Source organism: Corynebacterium freneyi, assembly GCF_030408835.1.
GTDB lineage: Bacteria > Actinomycetota > Actinomycetes > Mycobacteriales > Mycobacteriaceae > Corynebacterium > Corynebacterium freneyi.
In genome coordinates, this window is record NZ_CP047357.1 from 1,134,442 (window position 1) to 1,156,729 (window position 22,288).

Sequence of the window (22,288 nt, forward strand, 5' to 3'; positions counted from 1 at the left end):
ACGCACGTCGGGGACGATGTCCGTTAGTCTGATCGGGTACCCGTTTACCGTGCCCCCGTGAAAGGCAGGCCCGCCTTGGTTTGGTCAGCTGCTCGCCCCACCCCCGCCCGCCGGGCCCTGGCCCTCGTGGCCGGGGCCGCGACCGTGTTCGGTCTCGTCGCCTGCTCCGGCGACGACGGCGCCTCGAAGGCCGCGAAGGCCCCGTCGGAGTCGATCACCGTCGACACCGAGCTCGCCGCGTCGCAGAAGCTCCTGGATTCCGCCGACGCGGTCGTCGTGTCCGCCGATGACGACGATTCGCAGCGCCGGGCCGCAGGCATCGCCGTGTCTTCCGGCGTGCCCATGCTGGTGCAGCAGGGCGGCGACGCGTCCTCCGTGGAAGAGGAGATCGATCGTCTGGGCGCGGAGACCGTCGTCACCGTCGGCGACGCCGACGTCGCCGCCGAAGGGGAGCGCACCGTCGTCGCCGCCCCGGAGGGCCTGGACGGCCTGAAGAAGCTGACCGGCGTCGAGTTCGAAGCCGCAGAGGACGAGGACGAGCCGGCCCGCGCCGTCACCGAGATGGACGCCGCGAAGCCGACCGTGCCCGAGGTCGAGGCAGATGACGCCGAGGAGGAGTCCGCCGACGGGTCCGACGCCCTGGCCTCCGCCAAGCCGGCGTCGCCGAAGACCGGCGACGGCGACCCCCTGGCGTTCGCCGCCCCGGGCACCCCGCTCGGCGCCATCGCCACCGCCCGCGCCGCGGGCCTCGAGGTCGCCTGGCTGCCCATCGGCGACGCCCGCGCCACCTCGGAGTCCATCGAAGCCGCACGCGACGGCCGGACCCTCATCGGCCTGGGTGATGCGTTCGGCGGCGACGACAAGTTCGCCGCGTCCGCCGAGCTCGCCGCCGACGAGGACATCGAGGAGCTGCCCGGCGGCGGCCAGCTCGTCTTCCCCGGCCGCCACATGATCGCCACCTACGGCCACCCGGGCGCCCCCGTCCTGGGCGTCATGGGCGAGGAAACCCCCGAAGAGGCCGTCACCCACGCCAAGCAGCTCGTCGAGGAGTACCAGGGCCTGACCGGCGACAAGGTCATCCCGGCCTTCGAGATCATCGCCTCCGTCGCCCAGGCCTCGCCCGGCCCGCGCAACGACTACACCGAGCCGGCTCCCATCGAGGTGCTCAAGCCGTACGTCGACGCCATGACCGAGGCCGGCGGCTACGTCATCATCGACCTCCAGCCCGGCCGCGCCGACTTCGTCGACCAGGCCAAGTTCTACGAGGAATTGCTCAAGCTGCCCAACGTCGGACTCGCCCTCGACCCCGAGTGGAAGCTGACCCCGGACGGGTTGCCCAACGTCGCCGTCGGCCACGTGCAGGCCGAGGAAGTCAACCGCGTCATCGACTACCTCGCCGACCTGACCGCCGAGAACACCCTGCCGCAGAAGGTGCTCATGCTGCACCAGTTCCAGCTGCAGATGCTCCGCGACCGCGAAACCATCGACCTGTCCCGCCCGGAGCTGGCCGTCGTGCTGCACGCCGACGGACACGGCACCCCGGAGCAGAAGTTCGAGACGTGGAACGTGATGCGCCAGGACCTCCAGCCGGAGATCTTCATGGCCTGGAAGAACTTCATCGACGAAGACCAGCCGATGTTCACCCCGGAGCAGACCATGGACATCGAGCCGCGTCCGTGGATCGTCACCTACCAGTAGCCGCCCGGCCCCGACGACCGGCCGGGGCGACGCCCTCCCACGTTCCGGGGACTGACGCCCCCGTGGGCCACACCCGGGGGATATGATGGGTGGGTCCACGCCAACGAGCCGGCGTGGGCCCATCCTTTCGGGCGCGGTCGTGCCGGATCGGATCGGACGCATACGCACATAATCAGGAGTTGCTCGTGAGCCAGAACGCTCGCCCGGTCGTCCTCATCGCCGACAAGCTCGCGCAGTCCACCGTGGACGCGCTCGGAGATTCCGTGGAGGTGCGCTGGGTCGATGGCCCGAACCGCCCGGAGCTCCTCGCCGCCGTCGTCGACGCCGACGCCCTGCTGGTCCGTTCCGCGACCACCGTGGACAAGGAAGTCCTCGAGGCCGCCCCCAACCTGAAGATCGTCGGCCGCGCCGGCGTGGGCCTGGACAACGTCGACATCGACACCGCCACCGAGCGCGGCGTCATGGTCGTCAACGCCCCGACCTCGAACATCCACTCCGCGTGCGAGCAGGCCATCGCGCTCCTGCTGGCCACCGCCCGCCAGGTCCCCGCCGCCGACGCCACGCTGCGCGACGGCGAGTGGAAGCGCTCGTCCTTCAAGGGCGTCGAGATCTTCGGCAAGACCATCGGCATCGTCGGCTTCGGCCACATCGGCCAGCTGTTCGCCCAGCGCCTCGCGGCCTTCGAGACCACCATCATCGCCTACGACCCGTACGCCAACCCGGCGCGCGCGGCCCAGATGAACGTCGAGCTGGTCGAGCTCGAGGAGCTGGTCTCCCGCGCCGACTTCGTCACCATCCACCTGCCCAAGACCAAGGAGACGGCCGGCATGTTCGACGCCGACCTCCTGGCGAAGTCGAAGAAGGGCCAGATCATCATCAACGCGGCCCGCGGTGGCCTCGTCGACGAGCAGGCCCTGGCCGACGCGATCAAGTCGGGCCACATCCGCGGCGCCGGCTTCGACGTCTACGAAACCGAGCCCTGCACCGACTCCCCGCTGTTCGAGCTGCCGCAGACCGTCGTGTCGCCGCACCTGGGCGCCTCCACCGTCGAGGCGCAGGACCGCGCCGGCATCGACGTGGCCAAGTCCGTGCTGCTGGCCCTGGCCGGCGAGTTCGTGCCGGATGCCGTCAACGTCTCCGGCGGTGCCGTGGGCGAGGAGGTTGCCCTGTGGCTGGAGCTCGCCCGCGAGCTCGGCCTCGTCGCCGGCGGCCTGCTGGAGGGCGCCCCGACCGCGGTGGAGGTCACCGCCCGCGGTGAGCTGTCCACCGAGGACGTCGACGTCCTGGGCCTGGCGGCCGCCCGCGGCCTGTTCTCCACGATGATCGAGGAGCCGGTCACCTTCGTCAACGCCCCGCGCATCGCCGAGGAGCGCGGCGTGGACATCTCCGTGGGTACTGCCCCGGAGTCCGTGTCGCACCGCTCCGTGCTGGAGGTCAAGGTCATCGCCGCCGACGGCACGTCCTCGACCGTCACCGGCGCCCTGACCGGCCTGGAGCGCGTGGAGAAGATCGTGCGCATCAACGGCCGCGGCGTGGACATGCGTTCCGAGGGCCGCAACCTGTTCCTCACCTACAAGGATCAGCCGGGCGCCCTGGGCAAGGTCGGCGTCGCGCTGGGCCAGGCGGGCATCAACATCGAGGCCGCCGCCCTGTCCCCGGAGGCCGACGGCGACAACGCCATCCTCATCCTGCGCGTCTCGCAGGAGGTGCCGGAGGATCTGGTCGAGTCGATCGTGGACGAGATCGACGCCAACCGCGCGCTGCAGCTGGTGCTCAACTAGCTCCACCGGCCGTTTGCGTCGCGTGATGTGAACGGTGAGCGCAACAAATCCCCGGGGCCCTTTGGGCCCCGGGGATTCTTTCTTCCCGCCGTCCCACCGGAATTCGCGGTACCCGCCCCTACCAGCACGAGCAAGGGTAGCCTTGTCAAATGGGTGACGGGTCACCTATGGTGCTCCCGTGCGGCGGTGCGCCGCGTCAACGACGAACGGGAGTTCAGAATCGTGAACAACAACCATGGCCGGAAGATGATCGCCAAGGCGGTGGCGCTCGTGGCAGCGACCGCGCTGGCCGTGACCGGCTGCTCGCGCGGCGACGGTGGAGCCGAAACGGCCGCCGCCGGCGCGAACGGGGAAGGCGTCGAGCGAGTTGCGGCCGTCGGCCTCGGCGACGCCGACACGCTGCTGGCACTGGGCATCGACCCCGTGCTGATCGCTCCGTGGGGCGCCGAGGGCGACGTCGACGAATCCGGGGTGGGCCCGTGGTCGATGGAGCTGCTCGGCGACGCCAGGCCCGACGTCGTCTACGGCACGGGCACCGGATTCACGGCCGAGACCGTGGAGAAGATCGCCGCGTCCGACCCGACGCAGATCATCGCGGTCAACAACGCCGTCGACGAGCAGGCCAAGAAGGACCTCGAGGCCATTGCGCCGGTGACCCTCCACGACGACGAGTACGCCGATTGGCAGGTGCCGTGGGATTCCCAGGTGCGAACCATTTCGGAGGCCGTCGGCAAGCCCGAGGAGGGCGCGAAGCTGATCGCCGACACCGAGGCGAAGTTCACGGAGTTCAAGAAGGAGCATCCGGAGACCGCCGACCAGACCGCGGCGATCGTCATGCCCTACGACGGAAGGATCGGCCTGTACACCGACGGCGACGGCCGTGGCCAGTTCGTCGAGAACCTGGGCTACACCATCCCCGATGATCTGCAGAAGACCGACGACGGCATCTTCTACAAGGATTTCGCGCCGGAGAATTACGCGGATCTCAACGACGTCGACGTGTTGTTCGTGCTCGACTACATGGGCGCCGTCGATGCATTGAAGAAGGACCCGACGTTCATGAATCTCGACGTGGTCAAGGATGGTCGCGTGCGTTTCCTCGGTTCCGACACGGGCAACGCCATGAGCATGCCGAACCCGGTCACCATTCCGTGGGCGATCGACAAGTTCGCCGACCAGCTGTGACCGGAGCCCGCCGCGTCTGGCCCGTCGCCCTCGCGGCGACGCTGATCGCCTGTGCGGCGGCGTCCGTGTTCATCGGCGCCAGGCCGACGTCTCCGACCGAGGTGCTCGCAGTACTCCGCGACGGGCCCTCCGCGGCGACCAGCGTTTTCGGTGACCTGGTCCACGTGGTCTGGGAGCTGAGGGTGCCCAGGACGATCCTCGGATTGGGGGTCGGGGCTTCGCTGGCCATGGCCGGGGCGATCGCGCAGACGTGGACGCGCAATCCGTTGGCGGACCCCGGGATCATCGGCATCACCTCCGGCGCCGCCTTCGCGGTTGCGGTGGGCCTGACCGCCGGGGCGGCGGGATCGTTCGCCCGGGCCCCGCTGGCCATGGCCGGCGCCGCCGCGGCCGCGCTATTCGTGTTCGGGGCGTCGCGCGCATCGGCGGATCCGTTGACCCTGATCCTCGTCGGCGTCGGCGCGTCGGCGGCCTTCACCGCGGCCACGACGCTGCTGGCGCTGCAATCCCATGCGGTGCTCGACGGCATGCGGCAATGGACCGTCGGTTCCATGTCGGGAAAGGCGGCCGAGGACGCGGCGCTGGCGGCAGGCGGGCTGGTCGTCGGCGGAGTCATCGCCGCCACCTTCGCACGGTCGATGGACCTGCTGACCATGGGCGATGACGTCGCGGCGGGGCTCGGTGCATCGCCGGGGGCGGTCAGGGCCGCGATGCTCGCCGCCGTCGTCGTGCTCGCCGGCTCCGCGACGGCGGCGGTGGGGCCGGTGGCCTTCGTGGGATTCGCCGCTCCGCACCTGATCCGGCCGTTGACGGGGCCGTCGCTGGTCCGGTTGCTGCCGGCTGCTGCGGTCGCGGGAGCCGCGCTCACGGTCTTCGCCGACGTCGTCGGACGGATGGTGGTGCGGCCGGGCGAGGTCGAGGTGTCCATCGTGCTGGCCCTCGTCGGCGCCCCGTTGTTCGTGTACGCGGTCCGAAAGGGGGAGCGTCGTGCCCGCAGCTGATCGCAGGATCGTCGCCGCCGGGCTCACCGCCGCAGGATTCGGGGCGGTCGCGGCAGTCGCGTACGTGCTCATGCTCGGCCTCGGTCCGGTGTCGATCCCGCCGTCGACGGTCCTGTCCGTGCTCATGGGCGGCGGCACCGGTCGCGAGATCGCCGTCGTATGGGACCTGAGGATGCCGGTGGCCATCGCCACACCACTCGTCGGCGCGGCGCTCGGTCTGGCCGGGGCGTGGACGCAGACGTCGTCGCGCAACCCGATCGCGTCGCCGGACGTGCTGGGCGTGTCCGGGGGAGCGGCGGTGGCCGTGGTACTGGGCACGCTGGTGGCGCGGCCGGAGTTCGCCGATGGAATCCCGACGTTCTGGTGGCGCTGTCTGCTCGCGATGACGGGCGCCGCGGCGATCGTCGCCCTGTTGTTCGCATTCGGCGGACTCGGCACGTCGAGCCGGGTCATCCTCGTCGGCGTCGCCCTGTCGCTGATGTGTCATGCGGCGGTGTCCTACCTCATGGTCCGCGCGGACCTGTCGCGGGCGGCCGAGGCGCAGACCTGGCTGGCCGGGTCGACCGGCCTGGTCCGCTGGGAGGCGATTCCGCCGCTGCTCGCCGCCACGGTGCCGTTTGCGGCGCTCGGTGCCTGGTGCACGCGGGACCTTCCGTTGCTGGCGCATGACGACGATTCGGCGCGCGCGCTCGGCGTCGACGTCGAGCGAGTGCGGGCCACGCTGCTCATCGCGTCGACGGGCCTCGTCGCGGTGACCGTGTCGGTGGTGGGGCCCATCGGGTTCGTCGCGCTCGTCGCCCCGCAGCTGGCGCGGCTGGCGTCCCGAGCCCCCACCGCGCCGCCGGTGGCATCCGCCGCCGCGGGCGCGGCGCTCATCTCCGGGTGTGCGGTCATCGCGTCGCTGCTCCCGGTGACCGTGCCGGTGGGCCTGATCACCGCCATCATCGGCGGACCCGTTCTGGTCGCGCTGGTCGTGCGCGGATCGATTTCGAGGAGCATCCCATGAACATCACCGTCGAGGCGGTCGTCGCCGGATATGGCGAGGGCCCGGACATCGTCCGCGGGACGTCGTTGACCGCGTCACCGGGAGACGTGACCACGCTGCTCGGGCCCAACGGCTGCGGCAAATCGACTCTTCTGCGGACCATGTCCCGTCTGCTCGTGCCGCGTTCGGGTCGGGTGCGCATCGGCGACGTCGACGTCCACTCGCTCTCGGCCCGCGATTGCGCCCGCCGCGTGGCCGTGCTCCCTCAGCATCCGGTGGCGCCGGAGGGGCTGACCGTCGGTGAACTCGTCGCCCGCGGCCGACACCCTCACCGTCCTCGGTGGCGGGGGATCTCGGCCCGCGACCGCGCGGTCGTCGCCGAGGCGCTGGAACGCACCGGCACCGCCGAGCTCGCCGACGTCGACCTGGCCACCTTGTCGGGCGGGCAGAGGCAGCGCGCGTGGTTGGCCATGGCGGTGGCGCAGGAGACCCCGGTGCTGCTTCTCGACGAGCCGACCACCTATCTCGACCCCGCGCACGCCATCGAGATGCTCGACCTGGTGCGCGGGCTCGCCGACGAGGGCCGCACCGTCGTGATGGTGCTGCATGACCTGTCGATGGCGGCGATGTATTCCGACCGCGTGGTGGTGATGAAGGACGGTGCGATCCTCGCCGACGGCGGCCCCCGCGACGCCATCACCCCGGAGCTGCTCGCCGAGGCCTACGGCCTGCGCGCCGACGTCCTCGACGACCCGACCGGGGGGAAGGCGCCGCTGATCGTGGCCCGCGGCACCGTCTGAACCTTCAGGCGCCTTCGCGGCCGGCGCGCCAGTATCCCATGAACGAAACCCGCGACTTGTCGACGCCGAGGTCCCGCACCAGATGGCGGCGCAGCCCGGTCACCGCAGAGGCTTCTCCCGCCAACCACGCGTAACCGCCGCCGTCGGGATGATCCGCGGCGAGGTCCCAGACGACTTCTCCGGCGTCCGCCTCGACATCGTCGGGTCCGTCGTGCCCGGCGGTTCGTCCGCGGAGGAATCCCGGTTCGTCGGCGAGGAAGGCGCGCACGGCGTCGGAAAGCAATTCGCCGGGGGCGATGTCGTCCGGGCGGGCCAGCCTGACGACGTTCCATTCGGCGGGGGTGCGGAGATCGTCGAGATCGCGCAGATCAGGCGCTTCGACGACGATGCGCACCCGTGCGTCGGCGGGAACTCCGCCCTGTTCGACGATCCCGGCGATGGCGGGCAGGGCGGTCTCGTCGCCGGCGATGAGGATGGACGACGCCGCGCCGGGCCGCCACTCGATGCCGCCGAGACGCCCCGCGGACAACTCGTCGGGGCCCAGGATGGTGAGCGGATCGCCCGGCCGGACCTGCGCCAGCCAGCGCGCGGACGGGCTCGTGGTGCCGTGGGCGACCAGATCGACGTCGAGGGCCGTGCCGTCGGGGTCGATCCGGCGCACCGTATATGTGCGCACGTGCGGGGCGTCGGGCGCGGACTTGATCGACCGCAGCCGAGCGAAAGCGGTGTCGTCGCCGGCACCGTCCGCGTCGAAGAGATCCGGGCCGAGGTCGGGCAGGGGCAGTGCGCGATCGGTGACGTCGTCGATGCGGGGGAAGAAGAGCTTGATGCGCTGGTCGAGTCCGCCTCGACCGAAACGGCGGAGGCAGTCGCCGCCGAAGGTCACGCGGACTATGTTCGGGCGCGACCGATCGATCGTCGTGACGGTGGTCCGGAAAAGCCGGAAGGGCGCCAGACCGGGGGAGGAAGCGCTGATGACTTCTTGACTCATGAGGGTAGGCTACCCAAAACATCGATGCGCCTCCAGTGTGCGAGCGGCCCCACCGCATGGGATCCGGGGGTGGCTGCTGGCTAAGGTAAGACTTCCTTGCCGCCAGCATCGACCCGGGAGGTTCCCCTTTGCCGCTCATCACCGCGCTGGCCACGCCGCCGTCGATTGCGCCGCCCGCCTTCGACGCGACGACGTCGCCCGCGAAGTATCAGCTGCGGGTGATGTTCTCGCGCAAGCCGGTGACGATCCCGGCGATGCTGCTGATGATCGTGCACCAGGTGTGCGAGGCCCTGGTGCCCGTCGTCGCCGGGCGCACGGTCGACACCGCCATCGCCGACGGCAATTCCACGGCGCTGTGGTCGTGGATGCTCGTGCTGGCGGCGGTCTTCCTGGCGCTCGACCTCGCGGCACGCTTCGGCGGCCGTTTGGGCACCATCGCGATGCTCACCGTCGAGCACGCCCTGCGCATGCAGCTCACCGACCGCATCATCGACCGGCGCGGCTTCGCCAACGGCACCCGTCCGCCGGGCGCGTTGCTGGCCGTGGCCACGACGGACGCGCAGAACACCGCCCGCGCGGTCATGGTGGGTCTGCGCCCCGTGGCGGAGGTCGCGGCGCTGATCTTCGCGTCGATCATCCTGCTCACCGTCTCCGTGCCCGTCGGCCTCGTCGTCCTCGTCGGCGGCGCCCTGCTCACCTGGGGGTCGATGGCGGCGGGGGCGCCGCTGCGCCGTCGGGTGGGCCGTCGTCAAGCCGCGGCCGCCCGGGCGTCGGCCACCGCAGCTGACCTGGTGGCGGGTTTCCGCACGTTGGCGGGTCTCGGCGCCCGCCGCACCGCCGCCTCCCGGTACCGGGCACGTTCCCGCGAGGCGCTGGACGCCACGGTCCACGCCGTCGACGCCGAGGCCCGGCTCATCGGCTCCGTGGAGGTCCTCGGCGGCGTGTTCGTCACCCTCGTCGCAGTAGGCTCCGGCGTCGCGGCGATTCAGGGACACCTCACCGTCGGCGAACTCATCACGGTCGTGGGGCTGGCGCAGTTCATCATCGATCCGATGACGGCCCTGGGCAAGAACGCCTCGGCGGTGTGGGCGACGTCGGTGGCCTCGGCCGAGCGTGTCCTCGGCCTGCTCCGCGAGCCCTACGCGGTGGAGGAGGACGGCACTCCGGTGGGCCGGGATCTGCGTGACGACGACCCCGCCCGCATCGTCATCGACGGCGAGGCCGTGTCGCCGGGGGCGCATCGCGTCATCGCCGTCGGCGCGGAGGAGATGCAGACGATCGTCGACGCGCTGACGATCACCCGTCGCCCGCAGGCGGGCACGTACTTCGTCGACGGCGTGGACCTGGCGGAGGCCGACCTCGGCGACGTCCTGGACCGCGTGGTCACCGCCCCGCATTCGGCGGACCTGTTCGACGGCACCGTCACGGAGAACCTGCTGGCCGTGCGCCCCGACGCCACGGGGCCGGAGATCGACGCCGCGCTCGCCGCCGCAGGCTGCATCGACGTCATCGAGGTACTGCCCGACGGCACGGACACCCGCATCGGCGACGCGGGGGTCATGCTCTCCGGCGGCCAGCGACAGCGCATCGCATTGGCCCGGGCCCTGCTGGCGGATCCGCCGGCATTGGTGCTGGTGGATCCGACCACGGCCGTGGACTCGGTGACGGAGCAGGCCGTCGCCCGCGGCGTCGCCCGGCACCGAGCCGGCCGCACCACGATCGTGCTGACCTCCGCCCCGGCGTGGGCGGCCGAAATGGAGGTGGCGTGACATGCGCGCCATGAATCGCCTGGCCCGGGCACTGCGGCCGACGTTCGCCGCCGACAGCCGCGACGCCTCCGTCACCGCCGACCGGTTCCCGGTGGCGAGTGCGGGGGAGACCCTCCGGCACCTGCGCACCCTCGTGCGCGGGCGCGGACTCCGGTTGGGCGTCGCGGTCACCGTGCTCATCGGCGCCGCGTGGTGCGGCGTGCTCGTGCCCAAGCTGATGGGCGGCATCGTCGACGTCGTCGCCGGGGGCGGCACCACCGGCGACATCGGGGAACTCGCCCTGCGGATGGTGGCCGCGGCGATCGGCTCCGGCGTGCTGTCGGCGGTCGGCTTCACCCTCGTCGCCCGGCTCGCCGAGACCGCCATCGCCGACCTGCGCGAGGACATGGTCGCCACCGCGCTGGGCCTGCCCGTCGAGCGCGTCGAACGGGCCGGCGCCGGCGACGTGGTCTCCCGCGCCACCGACGACGTCGCCCAAGTGTCCGCGTCGGTCACCCAGACCCTGCCCATCGTCGCCGGCGCCGCGTTCACCGTCCTGGTGTCCATCGCCGGCGTCGGTTCGGTGGATTGGCGGTTCATGGTGGCGTTCCTCATCGTCGCGCCGGTCCACGTCATCGCGGTGCGCGGTTACCTGCGCACCGCCCCCGCCGTGTTCGCCGCCGAGCGCGGCGCGATGGGCGAACGCGCCCGCACGGTGCTGTCGACCATCCACGGCCTGCCCGCGGTGCGCGCGTTCGGCCTCGCCGCTTCACGACGACACGGCATCGCCGACTGGTCCTGGAAGGTCGTCCGCCACGGCGTCGACGCCCGCATCACCAACAACATCATCATGGCGCGCATGCACCTGGCTGAGTACCTGGGCATGGCGTCGACGCTGGTGCTGGGCTTTTATCTGGTGCGCGCCGGGCACACCACCATCGGCGGCGCCACCGCCGCGATGCTGCTCTTCATGCGCCTGTTCGCACCCCTGACGCGCATGGTCATGGTCCTCGACGTCGCCCAGTCCGGCGCGACGTCGCTGACCCGCATCGTCGGCGTGTTCGCCGAACGTCGCCCCGAACACGCCGACGCCGACCCCGATCCCTCCGCCGGCGTGGAACTGCGCGGCGTGAACTTCTCCTACGGTCGCGGCATCGCCGTCACCGACGTCGACCTGATCATCGCACCGGGGGAGACGGTCGCACTCGTCGGATCCTCCGGCGCCGGCAAGTCCACCCTCGCCGCCATCGTCGCCGGTCTGCGCATCGCCGACTCCGGCACCGTCTCCGTCGGCGGCCAGGATCTCACAGTCGACGCGGAAGCCGCCCGCGGGCGCACCGTCGCCCTGGTCACCCAGGAAGTCCACGTCTTCGAAGGGGCCCTGCGCGACGACCTGACGCTGGCCGCCCCCGACGCAGACGACGCCGCCGTCGTCGACGCCCTCGAGCGGGTCGGGGCCGACTGGTTCCACCGCCTGCCCGACGGCCTGGACACCATCGTCGGGCTCGGCGGCCACCGTCTCGACCCCGTCGCCGCCCAGCAGGTGGCGCTGGCCCGGGTGCTGCTGTCCGACCCGCCGGTCATCGTCCTCGACGAAGCCACCGCCGAAGCCGGATCCGTCGGCGCGGACTCCCTGGCCGACGCCGCCGACGAAGTCACCCGCGACCGCACCGCCCTCATCGTCGCCCACCGCCTCGACCAGGCCGCCGCGGCCGACCGCATCGTCGTCATGGAAGGCGGCCGCATCGTCGAATCCGGCCCCCACGCCGACCTCGTCGCCGCCGGCGGCCGCTACGCCACCCTGTGGGCCGCCTGGTCCGAAGGCCGCAGGAAACAAGCCTGATCCGCCCCCGAACAACGGACAAACGCCCGGCCCGCACACTCCGAAGGGAATGTGCGGGCCGGGCGTCGCAAAGCGGGGGAGAGGCCGTCGGCCCCGGACCCTACTTCTGCTTCATGGAACCGGTCTCGACGAAGCGCTGGTGCCAGCCCAGGGCCTCCTTGAGGTCGTGCGGGGTGTGCAGCGCCGACTGGCCGCCCTTCTCGGCGCGCTCCACGTACTCGTACAGCGCCTCCTTGTAGTCGGGGTGCGCGCACTTGTCGATGACGACCTTCGCGCGCTGGCGCGGGCCCAGGCCACGCAGGTCGGCCAAACCCTGCTCGGTGATGATGACCATGGTGTCGTGCTCGGTGTGGTCGTGGTGCGACACCATCGGCACGATGGCGGAGATGTCGCCGCCCTTCGCCGTCGACGGGGAGACGAAGGTGGAGATGTAGGCGTTGCGGGTGAAGTCGCCGGAACCGCCGATGCCGTTCATCATCTTCGTGCCCATGATGTGGGTCGAGTTCACGTTGCCGTAGATGTCGGCCTCGATCAGACCGTTGCAGGAGATGACGCCGAGACGACGGATGACCTCGGGGTTGTTGGAGACGTCCTGCGGGCGCAGCACGATCTTCTTGGCGTACTCCTCGGCCTGGTCGTTCATGCGCTCGGCCGCCTCCGGGGACAGGGCGAACGAGGTGGCCGACGCCACCGACATGGTGCCCTTGTCCAGCAGCTCGACCATGCCGTCCTGGATGACCTCGGTGTAGGAGGTCAGGTTCTCGAAGTCGGAGTCCAGCAGGCCGGCGAGCACGGCGTTGGCGATGTTGCCGACGCCCGACTGCAGCGGCAGCAGGTTCTCCGGCAGGCGACCCTGGGCGACCTCGTTTTCGAAGAAATCGATGAGGTGGCCGGCGATGGCCTTCGAGTCGTCGTCAAGCGGCTTGAACGGCGAGTTGCGGTCCGGGGCGTCGGTCTCGATGACCGCGACGACCTTCGACGGGTCGATCTGGATGGCGGTCTCGCCGATGCGCTGGCCGGAGCCGACGATCGGGATGATCTGGCGGTTCGGCGGCAGGCCCGGGTTCCAGATGTCGTGCATGCCCTCCAGGCCGAGCGACTGCCAGGAGTTGACCTCGACGATGATGCGGTCCGCGGCGTTGAGGTAGGAGACGCTGTTGCCCACCGAGGAGGTGGGGACCAGGCCACCGGACTCGGTGATGCGGGTGGCCTCGACGACGGCGACGTTGAGCTCGCCGAAGAAACCCTCCTCGGTCTGCGGACCCGAGTGCGACAGGTGCATGTCGGAGTACAGCGACGTGCCGTCGTTGATGGCCTTGCGCATGCTCGGATCGGACTGGTACGGCATGCGCCAGGCGACGCCGCCGGTCTCGGCCAGCACGGCGTCGAGTTCCGGAGCGGTGGAGGCGCCGGTGAGGACCTTGACGCGGAACTCCTCGCCGCGCTCGGTGGCCTCGGTGATGCGCTTGGCCAGCGCGCCGGGCAGCTCCTTCGGGTAACCGGCGCCGGTGAAGCCGGAGAAACCGATCATGTCGCCGGGGTTGATGAAGTTCGCGGCCTCATCGGCGGTCATCACCTTGCCGCGGAGACCCGCGTGTGCGATGCGGTCGGTCATGTCGTTGATTCCTCCTGGATCGTTTGGGCCAATGTGCGTGCGGCCTCATGCGTTCGCCGGTGCGTGACTCCGGCATTGGTCCACCGTCGAGTGTGGGCGATCACACCTTCGGTTTGGCCCTGAATCTACCAGATCGCTAACGGTGGTTCTCGGACCGATTTCGGGGTGGTTGGCGGCGATGCTTCCCGGATGGAAAATATTCATGAAGGGCCATTGGCGGGCGCACGTTTCGGTGCGGAATTCCCCTGTGGCGCACGTCGTGGGCTATCACTGTTGTGCTGCATGTCACGTCGTCGTTGGCGGGTGTCGACGATCGGGGGAGGGTGTCCGTGGCGCCGATAAAACTATGCATGACGACGGATAGGATTGGGGCAGCGGCCCACCGTCGCTTCAGCCCGTTTTTTTCAAGGAAGGATTCACGATGTCCGATCGCATCGCCCACGCGGGTCTCCGCGGGAAGATCATGTCCGCCGAGGAGGCGGCCGCATTCATCAACCACGGCGACCTGGTGGGTTTCGCCGGTTTCACCGGCGCGGGCTACCCCAAGGTCGTTCCCCCGGCCCTGGCCGAGCGCATCAGGGCCGCCCATGCCCGAGGCGACGAATTCAAGATCAAGATGATGACGGGCGCGTCGACGGCCCCCGAGCTCGATGGTGCGCTGGCGGACGTGAACGGCGTCGAGTGGCGCATGCCGTACCAGTCGGATCCGCACATGCGCAATCGCATCAACGCCGGTGACGCGGGATACTCGGACATTCACCTGTCGCACTCGGGTCCGCAGGTCGAGCAGGGCTTCTTCGGTCCCGTCGCCGCGGCCGTGGTCGAGGTGTCGCGCATTCGCGAGGATGGTTCGCTGGTGTTCGCCTCCTCCGTCGGCAACAACCTGTCCTACCTCAACGCCGCCGAAAAGATCATCATCGAGGTCAACTCCTGGCAGTCAGAGGATCTGGAGGGGATGCACGACATCTACGACGTGGGCCTGCCTCCGCTGCGCAAGGAGATCCCGATCACCAACCCGGGCGATCGCATCGGCTCCCCGTACATGACCGTCGACCTGGACAAGGTCGTCGCCGTCGTGGAAACCCACGCGGAGGATCGCAACTCCGCGTTCAAGCCGCTCGACGACGATTCGAAGGCCATCGCCGGCTACCTGCTCGATTTCCTCGACGGCGAAGTCAAGGCCGGCCGTCTGCCGGAGAATCTCCTGCCGATGCAGTCGGGCGTGGGCAACATCCCCAACGCCGTGCTCGCCGGCCTGTTGGACTCGAAGTACGAGAATCTGACCTCCTTCACCGAGGTCATCCAGGACGGCATGATCGACCTGATGGACGCCGGCAAGCTGACGGTCGCCTCCGCCACCGCGTTTTCGCTGTCGCCGGAGTACGCCGCGCGCATGAACGAAAAGGCGGCCGACTACCGCGAGAAGATCGTGCTGCGCCCCCAGGACATCTCCAACAACCCGGGGCTGGTGCGCCGCATGGGGCTGATCACCACCAACGGCATGATCGAGGCCGACATCTACGGCAACGTCAACTCCACGCACGTCGCCGGCTCGCGCATGATGAACGGCATCGGCGGTTCGGGCGACTTCACCCGCAACGCCTACATCTCCACCTTCGTGTCCCCGTCCATCGCGAAGGGCGGCGACATTTCCGCCATCGTGCCGATGGTGTCCCACGTGGACCATACCGAGCATGACGTGATGGTCATCATCACCGAGCAGGGTCTGGCCGACCTGCGCGGACTGGCCCCGCGCCAGCGTGCCCGGAAGGTCATCGAGAACTGCGCGCACCCGATGTACAAGGAGGCGCTCCTCGAATACGTCGAGCGCGCCGAGAAGGCCACCCCGTTCATGCACACGCCGCATGACCTGGACACCGCCGCCGACTTCCACCGCCGTTTCCTCGCTAACGGCTCCATGAAGCCGGAGTAGGCCGGAGCCCGTCGGTTACCCGCGTTCGGCCAGCAGCGCCATGGTCTCATCGTCGGTGAGCATGGCGGCGTCGAACGCGGCCACTGCGGCATCGGCGTCGAAGTTCACGCCGATGAGCACGACCTCGTTGGACGGCGCCACATCGGTGCGTGCCCACTCCACGGCCGGCTGGATGGACAGGTTCGGGCCGGCCTGGCTCCACACCTGCGCGATCTCCAGCCGGTCGGCGATCCAGCAGTGGCCCTTCGACCGCACCAGCCCGCGGGTGCCGCGCAGTGCGGCGATGAGGCGATCCCGGTCGAAGGGTCGGTCACCGCGGAACGTGACGGAGGAGATCCCGTACTCCTCGGTCTCCGGGGTGTGGGGAGCGGCGAGTTCTTCGGCGTAACCGTGGTAGGTCGCGGCGGTGGCTTCGTCGTAAAGCCCCGCATCGAGGATGACGCCCGCGCCTACCTCGCCATCGGTGACGCGCAGGATGCGCGCCCGGGGATTCATCGCGCGCACCGCATCCTCCGTGGCTCGGGCGACGCGCTCGTCGACGAGATCCGTCTTGGTGACGAGGATGAGATCCGCGAACTCGACCTGATCGACGAGAAGATCGGACACCGTGCGCTCGTCATCCGGCGTGGCCTGGCGATCGGCGTCGGCCAGCGCCGTGCCCGAGCGCAGCATGGTGAGGAACTGGGAGGCGTCGACCAGCGTCACCATCGTGTCGATGGGGGCGATGTCCGCCAAACGCGTGCCGTCGTCGAATTCCCACTCGAACGTCGCGGCGACCGGCATCGGCTCCGAAATGCCCGTCGACTCGATGACGATCTGGTCGTACTTGCCCGAACGGGCCAACGCTCCGACGCCCTCGACGAGGTCCTCCCGCAGCGTGCAGCAGATGCAGCCGTTGGACAGCTCGACCAAACGATCCTCGCCGCGGGTGAGATGCGATCCGGCGGCGATGAGCTCGGCGTCGACGTTGACCTCCGAGAAATCGTTGACGATGACGGCGAGTTTGCGGCCGCCGCGATTGGCGAGCAAGTGGTTGAGCAGCGTGGTCTTTCCCGAGCCGAGGAATCCGGAGAGGACGGTGACGGGGGTTCCGGCGGAGACGGGGGCGGGGTTCGTGTTCGGCATGGGGGACATCATCACGCAAGTGAAAACCGATTGCAACAAGGTGGAAAAGTCCCGCTGGATGACCGTGGCCTGAATGTGACCTGAACGCAGGCTTGACATTGATGGTGGATTAGGTCACAAAAGTAGGTAACCGTCAACGGTGCAATTCACGGTTTACGAGGGTGAATGACGCAAATTCGCCCGTTCCACCAGGCAACCGACGGGCGGAACCCTCCCACAGCCCCGGGCCACCACCCCGGGACCGACGAAAGGCAGGACCATGAAGTCACAGAAGAAGGCGATCCTCGCCGGACTCACCGCCATCGCGGCGAGCGCCGCGATGGTCGCGTGCAGCTCCGACGACGGAACCGGAGGAGGCGGCGACGGATCCGCCGTCATCAACGCCTACGGCTGCGAACCGCAGTCGCCGCTGCTGTCCACCGACACCAACGAAGCGTGCGGCGGCAACATCATCGACGTCCTGTACACCGGCCTGGTCACCTACGACGTCAACGGCGAAACCGACATGGCCGTCGCCGAGTCCATCGAGGCCAACGACGACGCCACCGAGTTCACCATCAAGCTCCGGGACGACTGGACCTTCACCAACGGCGAGGCCGTCACCGCCGATTCCTTCATCGACGCCTGGAACTACGCCGCCGCCTCGAAGAACGCCCAGAAGCAGCAGTACTTCTTCGAAAACATCCAGGGCTACGACGAGGTCGCCGAAGAGGGCGCCACCGCCGACGAGATGTCCGGCCTGGAGAAGGTCTCCGACACCGAATTCATCGTCAAGCTGACCAACCCGGAGGCCTCGTTCCCGATGCGCCTGGGCTACGCCGCGTACTACCCGTGGCCGTCCGTCGCCTTCGACGACGTCGAGGCCTACGGCCAGGCCCCCATCGGCAACGGCCCCTACAAGCTCGAATCCGACTCCGCCTGGCAGCACAACGTCGGCCTGAACACCGTCGTCAACGAGGACTACGCAGGCGACGCCCCGGCCAACGGCGGCGTGAACTTCGTGTTCTACCAGAACCTCGACACCGCCTACGCCGACCTCCAGTCCGGCCGCCTCGACGTCATGGACACCATCCCGACCTCCGCCCTGTCGAACTACGAAAACGACTTCCCGGACTCGCACGACTCCAAGGCGAAGATGGTCTCCCAGACCTTCGTCATCCCCGAAAACCTGGAGCACTTCGGCGATGACGAGGAAGGCAAGCTCCGTCGTCAAGCAATCTCCCTCGCCTTCGACCGCCAGCTGATCGTCGACACCATCTACGCCGGCGCCGCCGACCCGGCCGTCGACTTCGGCGTGCCGACCCTGCCCGGCCTGCAGTCCCCGGACAGCTCCGACACCATCGGCTACGACCCCGAACGCGCCAAGGAGCTGTGGGCGAAGGCCGACGACATCAACCCGTGGTCCGGCAAGTTCGAAATCGCCTACAACGCCGACGGCGACCACCAGGCATGGGTCGAAGCCATCACCAACGGCATCGCCGACACCCTCGACATCGAAGCCACCGGCAAGGCCTACCCCCTGTTCAAGGGCCTGCGCGACGACGTGACCAACAAGACCATCGGCTCCGCCTTCCGCGCCGGCTGGCAGGCCGACTACCCGTCGCTGGCCAACTTCCTGGAGCCCCAGTACATGACCACCGGCTCCGCCAACGACGGCGGCTACTCCAACGAGGAATTCGACCGCCTGCTGGCCGAAGCCGCCGCCGAAACCGACGAGACCAAGGCCAACGAGCTGTACAAGCAGGCCCAGGAAATCCTCGTCGACGAGCTGCCCGCCATCCCGATGTGGGTGCCCAGGGCCTCCTACGCCTGGAACCCGGACGTCTCCGGCGTCGACATGCTGTGGAACGGCACGTTTGACTACGCACCCATGAAGAAGGGCTGATCGCGGTGCCGTGGTACATCGGCAAGCGGCTGCTCCAAATGATCCCGGTGTTCTTCGGGGCCACCTTCCTCATCTACGCGATGGTGTTCCTCACCCCGGGCGACCCGATCCAGGCGTTGGCGGGCGACAAGCCCCTGACGCCGGCGGTCGAAAACGAGCTCCGCGAGCGATACAACCTGGATAAGCCGTTCCTCGTGCAGTACCTCATGTACGTCGGCGGCATCTTCCAGTTCGATTTCGGGCAGACCTTCTCCGGTCGGCCCGTCACGGCCGTTTTGGCGGAGGCGTTCCCCGTCACCATCAAGCTGGCCCTGATGGCGCTGGTGATCGAGACGGTGTTCGGCATCGGCTTCGGCGTCATCGCCGGCCTGCGCAAGGGCGGCTGGTTCGACTCGACCGTCCTGGTCGCGTCGCTGTTCATCATCGCCGTGCCGATCTTCGTCATCGGCTTCGTCGCCCAGTACCTCTTCGGCATCAAATGGGCGGTGGTGCCGCCCACGGTGGGCGGAAACGCCGGCTTCATCGACCTGATCATGCCCGCCACCGTGCTGGGGCTGGTGTCCTTCGCCTACGTGCTGCGACTGACCAGATCCTCGGTCGCCGAAGCCGTCGGCTCGGACTTCGTCCGCACCGCCTACGCCCGCGGCATGTCCCGCAGGGAAGTCGTCGCCTCGCACGTTCTGCGCAATTCGCTGATCCCCGTCGTGACGTTCATCGGCGCGGACCTGGCGGCCCTGATGGGAGGGGCGATCGTCACCGAGGGAATCTTCAACATCCCCGGCGTCGGCGGCCTGATCTTCCGGTCCGTCACCATCGGCGAAACGCCGACCGTCGTCAGCGTGGTCACCGTCCTGGTGATCATCTACATGGTGGCCAACCTGCTCATCGACCTGCTGTACGCGGCACTCGACCCGAGGATCCGATATGCCTGACCCAAGAAACGTCCCCGCGGGCACCGGCCTCGCCGCCGGCGACCCCAGGCTGGTGCGCGGCCATGCGCCCGTGTCCACCGAGGACGTGCTCACCCGCGACCAGAAGCTGCCCGACACCGTGCCGCTGGGCATGTGGGGGGAGGCGTGGCGACGCATGCGCCGGCGACCCCTGTTCTGGGTGTCGATGGCGATCATCGCCCTCGTGGCCGTCGTCGCGATGTTCCCCGGCCTGTTCACGTCGGTGGATCCGCGCGCCGCGGACCTGCGCAACTCGCTCGGCGACCCCGTCGACGGGCACCCGTTCGGGTTCACGCAGCAGGGCTATGACGTCTATGCGCGCGTCATCTACGGCGCCCGCCCGTCGGTGATCGTCGGCGTGTGCGTGACGTTGCTGGTGACGCTGCTGGGCATCCTCATCGGCGCCACCGCCGGCTGGGTCGGCGGCATCCTCGACTCCTTCCTGTCGCGCATCACCGACATCTTCTTCGCCATTCCGCTGCTGCTGGCCGGCATCGTCCTGATGCAGGTCTTCCCGCAGCGCGACGTGTGGACGGTGACGCTGGTGCTGTCGCTGTTCGGCTGGCCGTCGATGGCCCGCGTGGTGCGGTCGGCGGTGTTGTCGGTGAAGAACAACGAGTACGTCATGGCGTCGCGCGCGTTGGGTCTGTCCGGCGGGCGCATTCTGCTGCGGCACGTTCTGCCGAACTGCCTGGCGCCGATCATCGTCATGGCGACGACGTCGCTGGGCATCTACATCGTCGCCGAGGCCACGCTGTCCTACCTGGGCATCGGCCTGCCGCCGACCGAGGTGAGCTGGGGCAACGACATTTCCGTCGCCCAGAACACGCTGCGTCAATCGCCGGCGACGCTGTTTTACCCGGCCGGCGCCCTGGCCATCACCGTGCTCGGCTTCATCCTGCTGGGCGACGTGGTCAAGGACGCCCTCGATCCGAAGGAGAGGAAGAAGTGAGCGAAGCCCGCGAACCCGCTCACGCGGACGAGCCGCTGCTGTCGATGCGCGGCGTGGACATCGCCTTCGGCGGCAAGAAGGACCCGGCGCCGACGGTCTTCGACGTCGACCTGGACATCTATCCGGGCGAGACGGTGGCCATCGTCGGAGAGTCCGGTTCCGGCAAGTCGACGCTGGCGCATTCGATCATCGGCCTGCTGCCGGGCGGCGGTCACGTCACCGGCGGCACGATCACCTTCGACGGCGAGGACATCACCCATGCGTCGCAGCGCCGCATGACGGAGATCCGCGGCGCGGAGATCGGTCTGGTTCCGCAGGACCCGATGTCGAACCTGAACCCGGTATGGAAGGTCGTCCACCAGATCAAGGAGTCGTTGCGCGCCAACGGCATCGCCACCGGGTCAAAGGCGCACGCCCGCGCCATCGAGCTGTTGGAGGAGGCGGGGCTTCCCGACGCCGCCCGCCGCATCGACCAGTACCCGCACGAGTATTCCGGGGGCATGCGCCAGCGCGCGCTCATCGCCATCGGGTTGTCGGCGCGGCCGAAGCTGCTCATCGCCGACGAGCCGACGTCGGCGCTGGACGTGACGGTGCAGCAGCAGATCCTCGACCACCTCGACGGCCTGACCAAGGAGCTGGGCACGTCGGTGCTGTTGATCACCCATGATCTGGGCCTGGCGGCCGAGCGTGCGTCGCGGATCATCGTGATGAGCCAGGGCCACGTCGTCGAGTGGGGTCCGGCGTTGGAGATCCTGCAGGATCCCCGGCACGAGTACACCAAGCGTCTGGTGGCGGCGGCACCGTCGTTGCGGGCCCGGCGCGATGACGTCCTCGACGCGCGTGCGGAGGTCCGCGAGGAGGCCATGGTCCAGGCGACGGAGGCCGTCGAGGAGCAGGATCTTGCGCCGGAGGTGCCGATCCTCGAGGTCCGCGAGCTGACGAAGGTGTTCAAGGTCCCGGGCGGTCGCCCGTGGAAGAAGGACACGTTCACCGCCGTCGACGACGTGTCGTTTTCCATGCCGCGCGGCACGACGACGGCCATCGTCGGCGAGTCCGGTTCGGGCAAGTCGACGGTCGCCCAGATGGTGCTGGGCCTGTTGGAGCCGACGTCGGGCACTGCGGTGTTCGACGGCATCGACGTCGCGAAGCGGTGCGCGCACCGGCGGGGCGAGTCCGGCGAGTTGGATTTCCGGCGCCGGGTGCAGCCGATTTTCCAGAATCCGTACGGTTCCCTCGACCCGATGTATTCGGTGTACAACACCATCGCGGAGCCGTTGCGCATTCACGGCATCGGCGACGAGAAGTCGCGGCAGGAGCGGATCAACGAGCTGCTCGATCGCGTGTCCATTCCGCGGCAGATGGCGCACCGGTACCCGGGTGAGCTGTCCGGCGGTCAGCGTCAGCGCGTGGCCATCGCCCGTGCCCTGGCGTTGAATCCGGAGCTGGTGGTGTGCGATGAGGCGGTCAGCGCGCTGGATGTGCTGGTGCAGTCGCAGATCCTCGATCTGCTCAATTCGCTGCAGGCCGAGCTCGGTTTGTCGTACCTGTTCATCACGCATGACCTGGCGGTGGTCAAGCAGATCGCCGATCAGGTGCTGGTGATGGAGAAGGGCCGCATCGTCGAAACCGGCGGCACCGACGAGCTCTTCGAGAATCCGACGGAGCCCTACACCCGTCGCCTCATCGATTCGATTCCCGGTGGCAGCATCGAGCTCCACGCGGGATAGGGTCACCGCTTTTTCACTTGACGACGCCCCGTCCCCGACCTTCGTGGTCGGGGGCGGGGTTTCGCCGTG

The 22,288-nt window shown here is 69.1% G+C and carries 16 protein-coding genes; 13 read left to right on the forward strand and 3 right to left on the reverse strand.

The annotated features are described in order from the left end of the window. Positions 1 to 126: 126 nt before the first annotated feature. The 6 genes from CFREN_RS05175 (at position 127) to CFREN_RS05200 (ending at position 7,450) form a co-directional block, all read left to right on the forward strand. Positions 127 to 1,698, forward strand: a complete 1,572-nt coding sequence (locus tag CFREN_RS05175) for a hypothetical protein (protein ID WP_209653370.1) — start codon at positions 127 to 129, stop codon at positions 1,696 to 1,698. A gap of 185 nt (positions 1,699 to 1,883) precedes the next feature. Then, a complete protein-coding gene (serA, locus tag CFREN_RS05180) occupies positions 1,884 to 3,479 on the forward strand; it encodes a phosphoglycerate dehydrogenase (protein ID WP_209653368.1) in 1,596 nt (531 codons plus the stop codon). Positions 3,480 to 3,725: 246 nt separating this feature from the next. After that, entirely contained in the window at positions 3,726 to 4,664 is a 939-nt protein-coding gene (locus CFREN_RS05185; protein ID WP_209654711.1) for an ABC transporter substrate-binding protein, read from the forward strand. Continuing rightward, entirely contained in the window at positions 4,661 to 5,665 is a 1,005-nt protein-coding gene (locus CFREN_RS05190; protein ID WP_209653366.1) for a FecCD family ABC transporter permease, read from the forward strand. Before CFREN_RS05185 ends, CFREN_RS05190 begins: the two co-directional genes overlap by 4 nt. Continuing rightward, positions 5,652 to 6,671 carry a FecCD family ABC transporter permease gene (locus tag CFREN_RS05195; protein WP_281420911.1) on the forward strand — a complete coding sequence of 340 codons (1,020 nt, stop codon included), beginning with the start codon at positions 5,652 to 5,654 and terminating at the stop codon, positions 6,669 to 6,671. Before CFREN_RS05190 ends, CFREN_RS05195 begins: the two co-directional genes overlap by 14 nt. Further along, positions 6,668 to 7,450: an ABC transporter ATP-binding protein gene (locus tag CFREN_RS05200; RefSeq protein WP_070521350.1), complete on the forward strand. Its 783-nt coding sequence runs from the start codon at positions 6,668 to 6,670 to the stop codon at positions 7,448 to 7,450. Before CFREN_RS05195 ends, CFREN_RS05200 begins: the two co-directional genes overlap by 4 nt. A gap of 4 nt (positions 7,451 to 7,454) precedes the next feature. Here CFREN_RS05200 and CFREN_RS05205 read toward each other — a convergent pair whose 3' ends face one another. Then, positions 7,455 to 8,441: a siderophore-interacting protein gene (locus tag CFREN_RS05205; RefSeq protein WP_070521348.1), complete on the reverse strand. Its 987-nt coding sequence runs from the start codon at positions 8,439 to 8,441 to the stop codon at positions 7,455 to 7,457. Between the two features lie 128 nt (positions 8,442 to 8,569). On the opposite strand from CFREN_RS05205, the gene CFREN_RS05210 reads away from it, so the two are divergent. Both CFREN_RS05210 and CFREN_RS05215 read left to right on the forward strand, forming a co-directional pair. Beyond that, positions 8,570 to 10,210 carry an ABC transporter transmembrane domain-containing protein gene (locus CFREN_RS05210; RefSeq protein ID WP_209653363.1) on the forward strand — a complete coding sequence of 547 codons (1,641 nt, stop codon included), beginning with the start codon at positions 8,570 to 8,572 and terminating at the stop codon, positions 10,208 to 10,210. A 1-nt stretch (position 10,211) separates the two neighbouring features. After that, the gene (locus tag CFREN_RS05215) at positions 10,212 to 12,032 is read left to right on the forward strand and encodes an ABC transporter ATP-binding protein (protein ID WP_244979541.1); all 1,821 of its coding nucleotides are present in this window, start codon (positions 10,212 to 10,214) and stop codon (positions 12,030 to 12,032) included. 100 nt (positions 12,033 to 12,132) lie between these two features. Here CFREN_RS05215 and scpC (CFREN_RS05220) read toward each other — a convergent pair whose 3' ends face one another. Then, positions 12,133 to 13,647 carry a succinyl-CoA:acetate CoA-transferase ScpC gene (gene scpC / locus CFREN_RS05220; RefSeq protein WP_209653361.1) on the reverse strand — a complete coding sequence of 505 codons (1,515 nt, stop codon included), beginning with the start codon at positions 13,645 to 13,647 and terminating at the stop codon, positions 12,133 to 12,135. Positions 13,648 to 14,068: 421 nt separating this feature from the next. Here scpC (CFREN_RS05220) and scpC (CFREN_RS05225) point away from each other — a divergent pair, with 421 nt between their 5' ends. After that, positions 14,069 to 15,580: a succinyl-CoA:acetate CoA-transferase ScpC gene (gene scpC / locus CFREN_RS05225; protein WP_209653358.1), complete on the forward strand. Its 1,512-nt coding sequence runs from the start codon at positions 14,069 to 14,071 to the stop codon at positions 15,578 to 15,580. Between the two features lie 15 nt (positions 15,581 to 15,595). On the opposite strand, the gene CFREN_RS05230 is transcribed toward scpC (CFREN_RS05225), so the two are convergent. Further along, the gene (locus tag CFREN_RS05230) at positions 15,596 to 16,705 is read right to left on the reverse strand and encodes a GTP-binding protein (RefSeq protein WP_209653356.1); all 1,110 of its coding nucleotides are present in this window, start codon (positions 16,703 to 16,705) and stop codon (positions 15,596 to 15,598) included. Between the two features lie 259 nt (positions 16,706 to 16,964). On the opposite strand from CFREN_RS05230, the gene CFREN_RS05235 reads away from it, so the two are divergent. The 4 genes from CFREN_RS05235 to CFREN_RS05250 are packed head-to-tail and all read left to right on the forward strand — an operon-like array spanning position 16,965 to position 22,219. Beyond that, positions 16,965 to 18,590, forward strand: a complete 1,626-nt coding sequence (locus CFREN_RS05235; RefSeq protein WP_209653354.1) for a peptide ABC transporter substrate-binding protein — start codon at positions 16,965 to 16,967, stop codon at positions 18,588 to 18,590. 5 nt (positions 18,591 to 18,595) lie between these two features. Continuing rightward, complete coding sequence (locus CFREN_RS05240) at positions 18,596 to 19,522, forward strand: ABC transporter permease (RefSeq protein WP_070521334.1); 927 nt, start codon at positions 18,596 to 18,598, stop codon at positions 19,520 to 19,522. Continuing rightward, on the forward strand, positions 19,515 to 20,492 hold the full coding sequence (locus CFREN_RS05245; RefSeq protein WP_244979540.1) for an ABC transporter permease: 978 nt from the start codon (positions 19,515 to 19,517) through the stop codon (positions 20,490 to 20,492). The genes CFREN_RS05240 and CFREN_RS05245 overlap by 8 nt, the downstream gene beginning before the upstream one ends. Positions 20,493 to 20,536: 44 nt before the next feature. Further along, positions 20,537 to 22,219, forward strand: a complete 1,683-nt coding sequence (locus tag CFREN_RS05250) for a dipeptide ABC transporter ATP-binding protein (RefSeq protein WP_209654707.1) — start codon at positions 20,537 to 20,539, stop codon at positions 22,217 to 22,219. Positions 22,220 to 22,288: the final 69 nt, after the last annotated feature.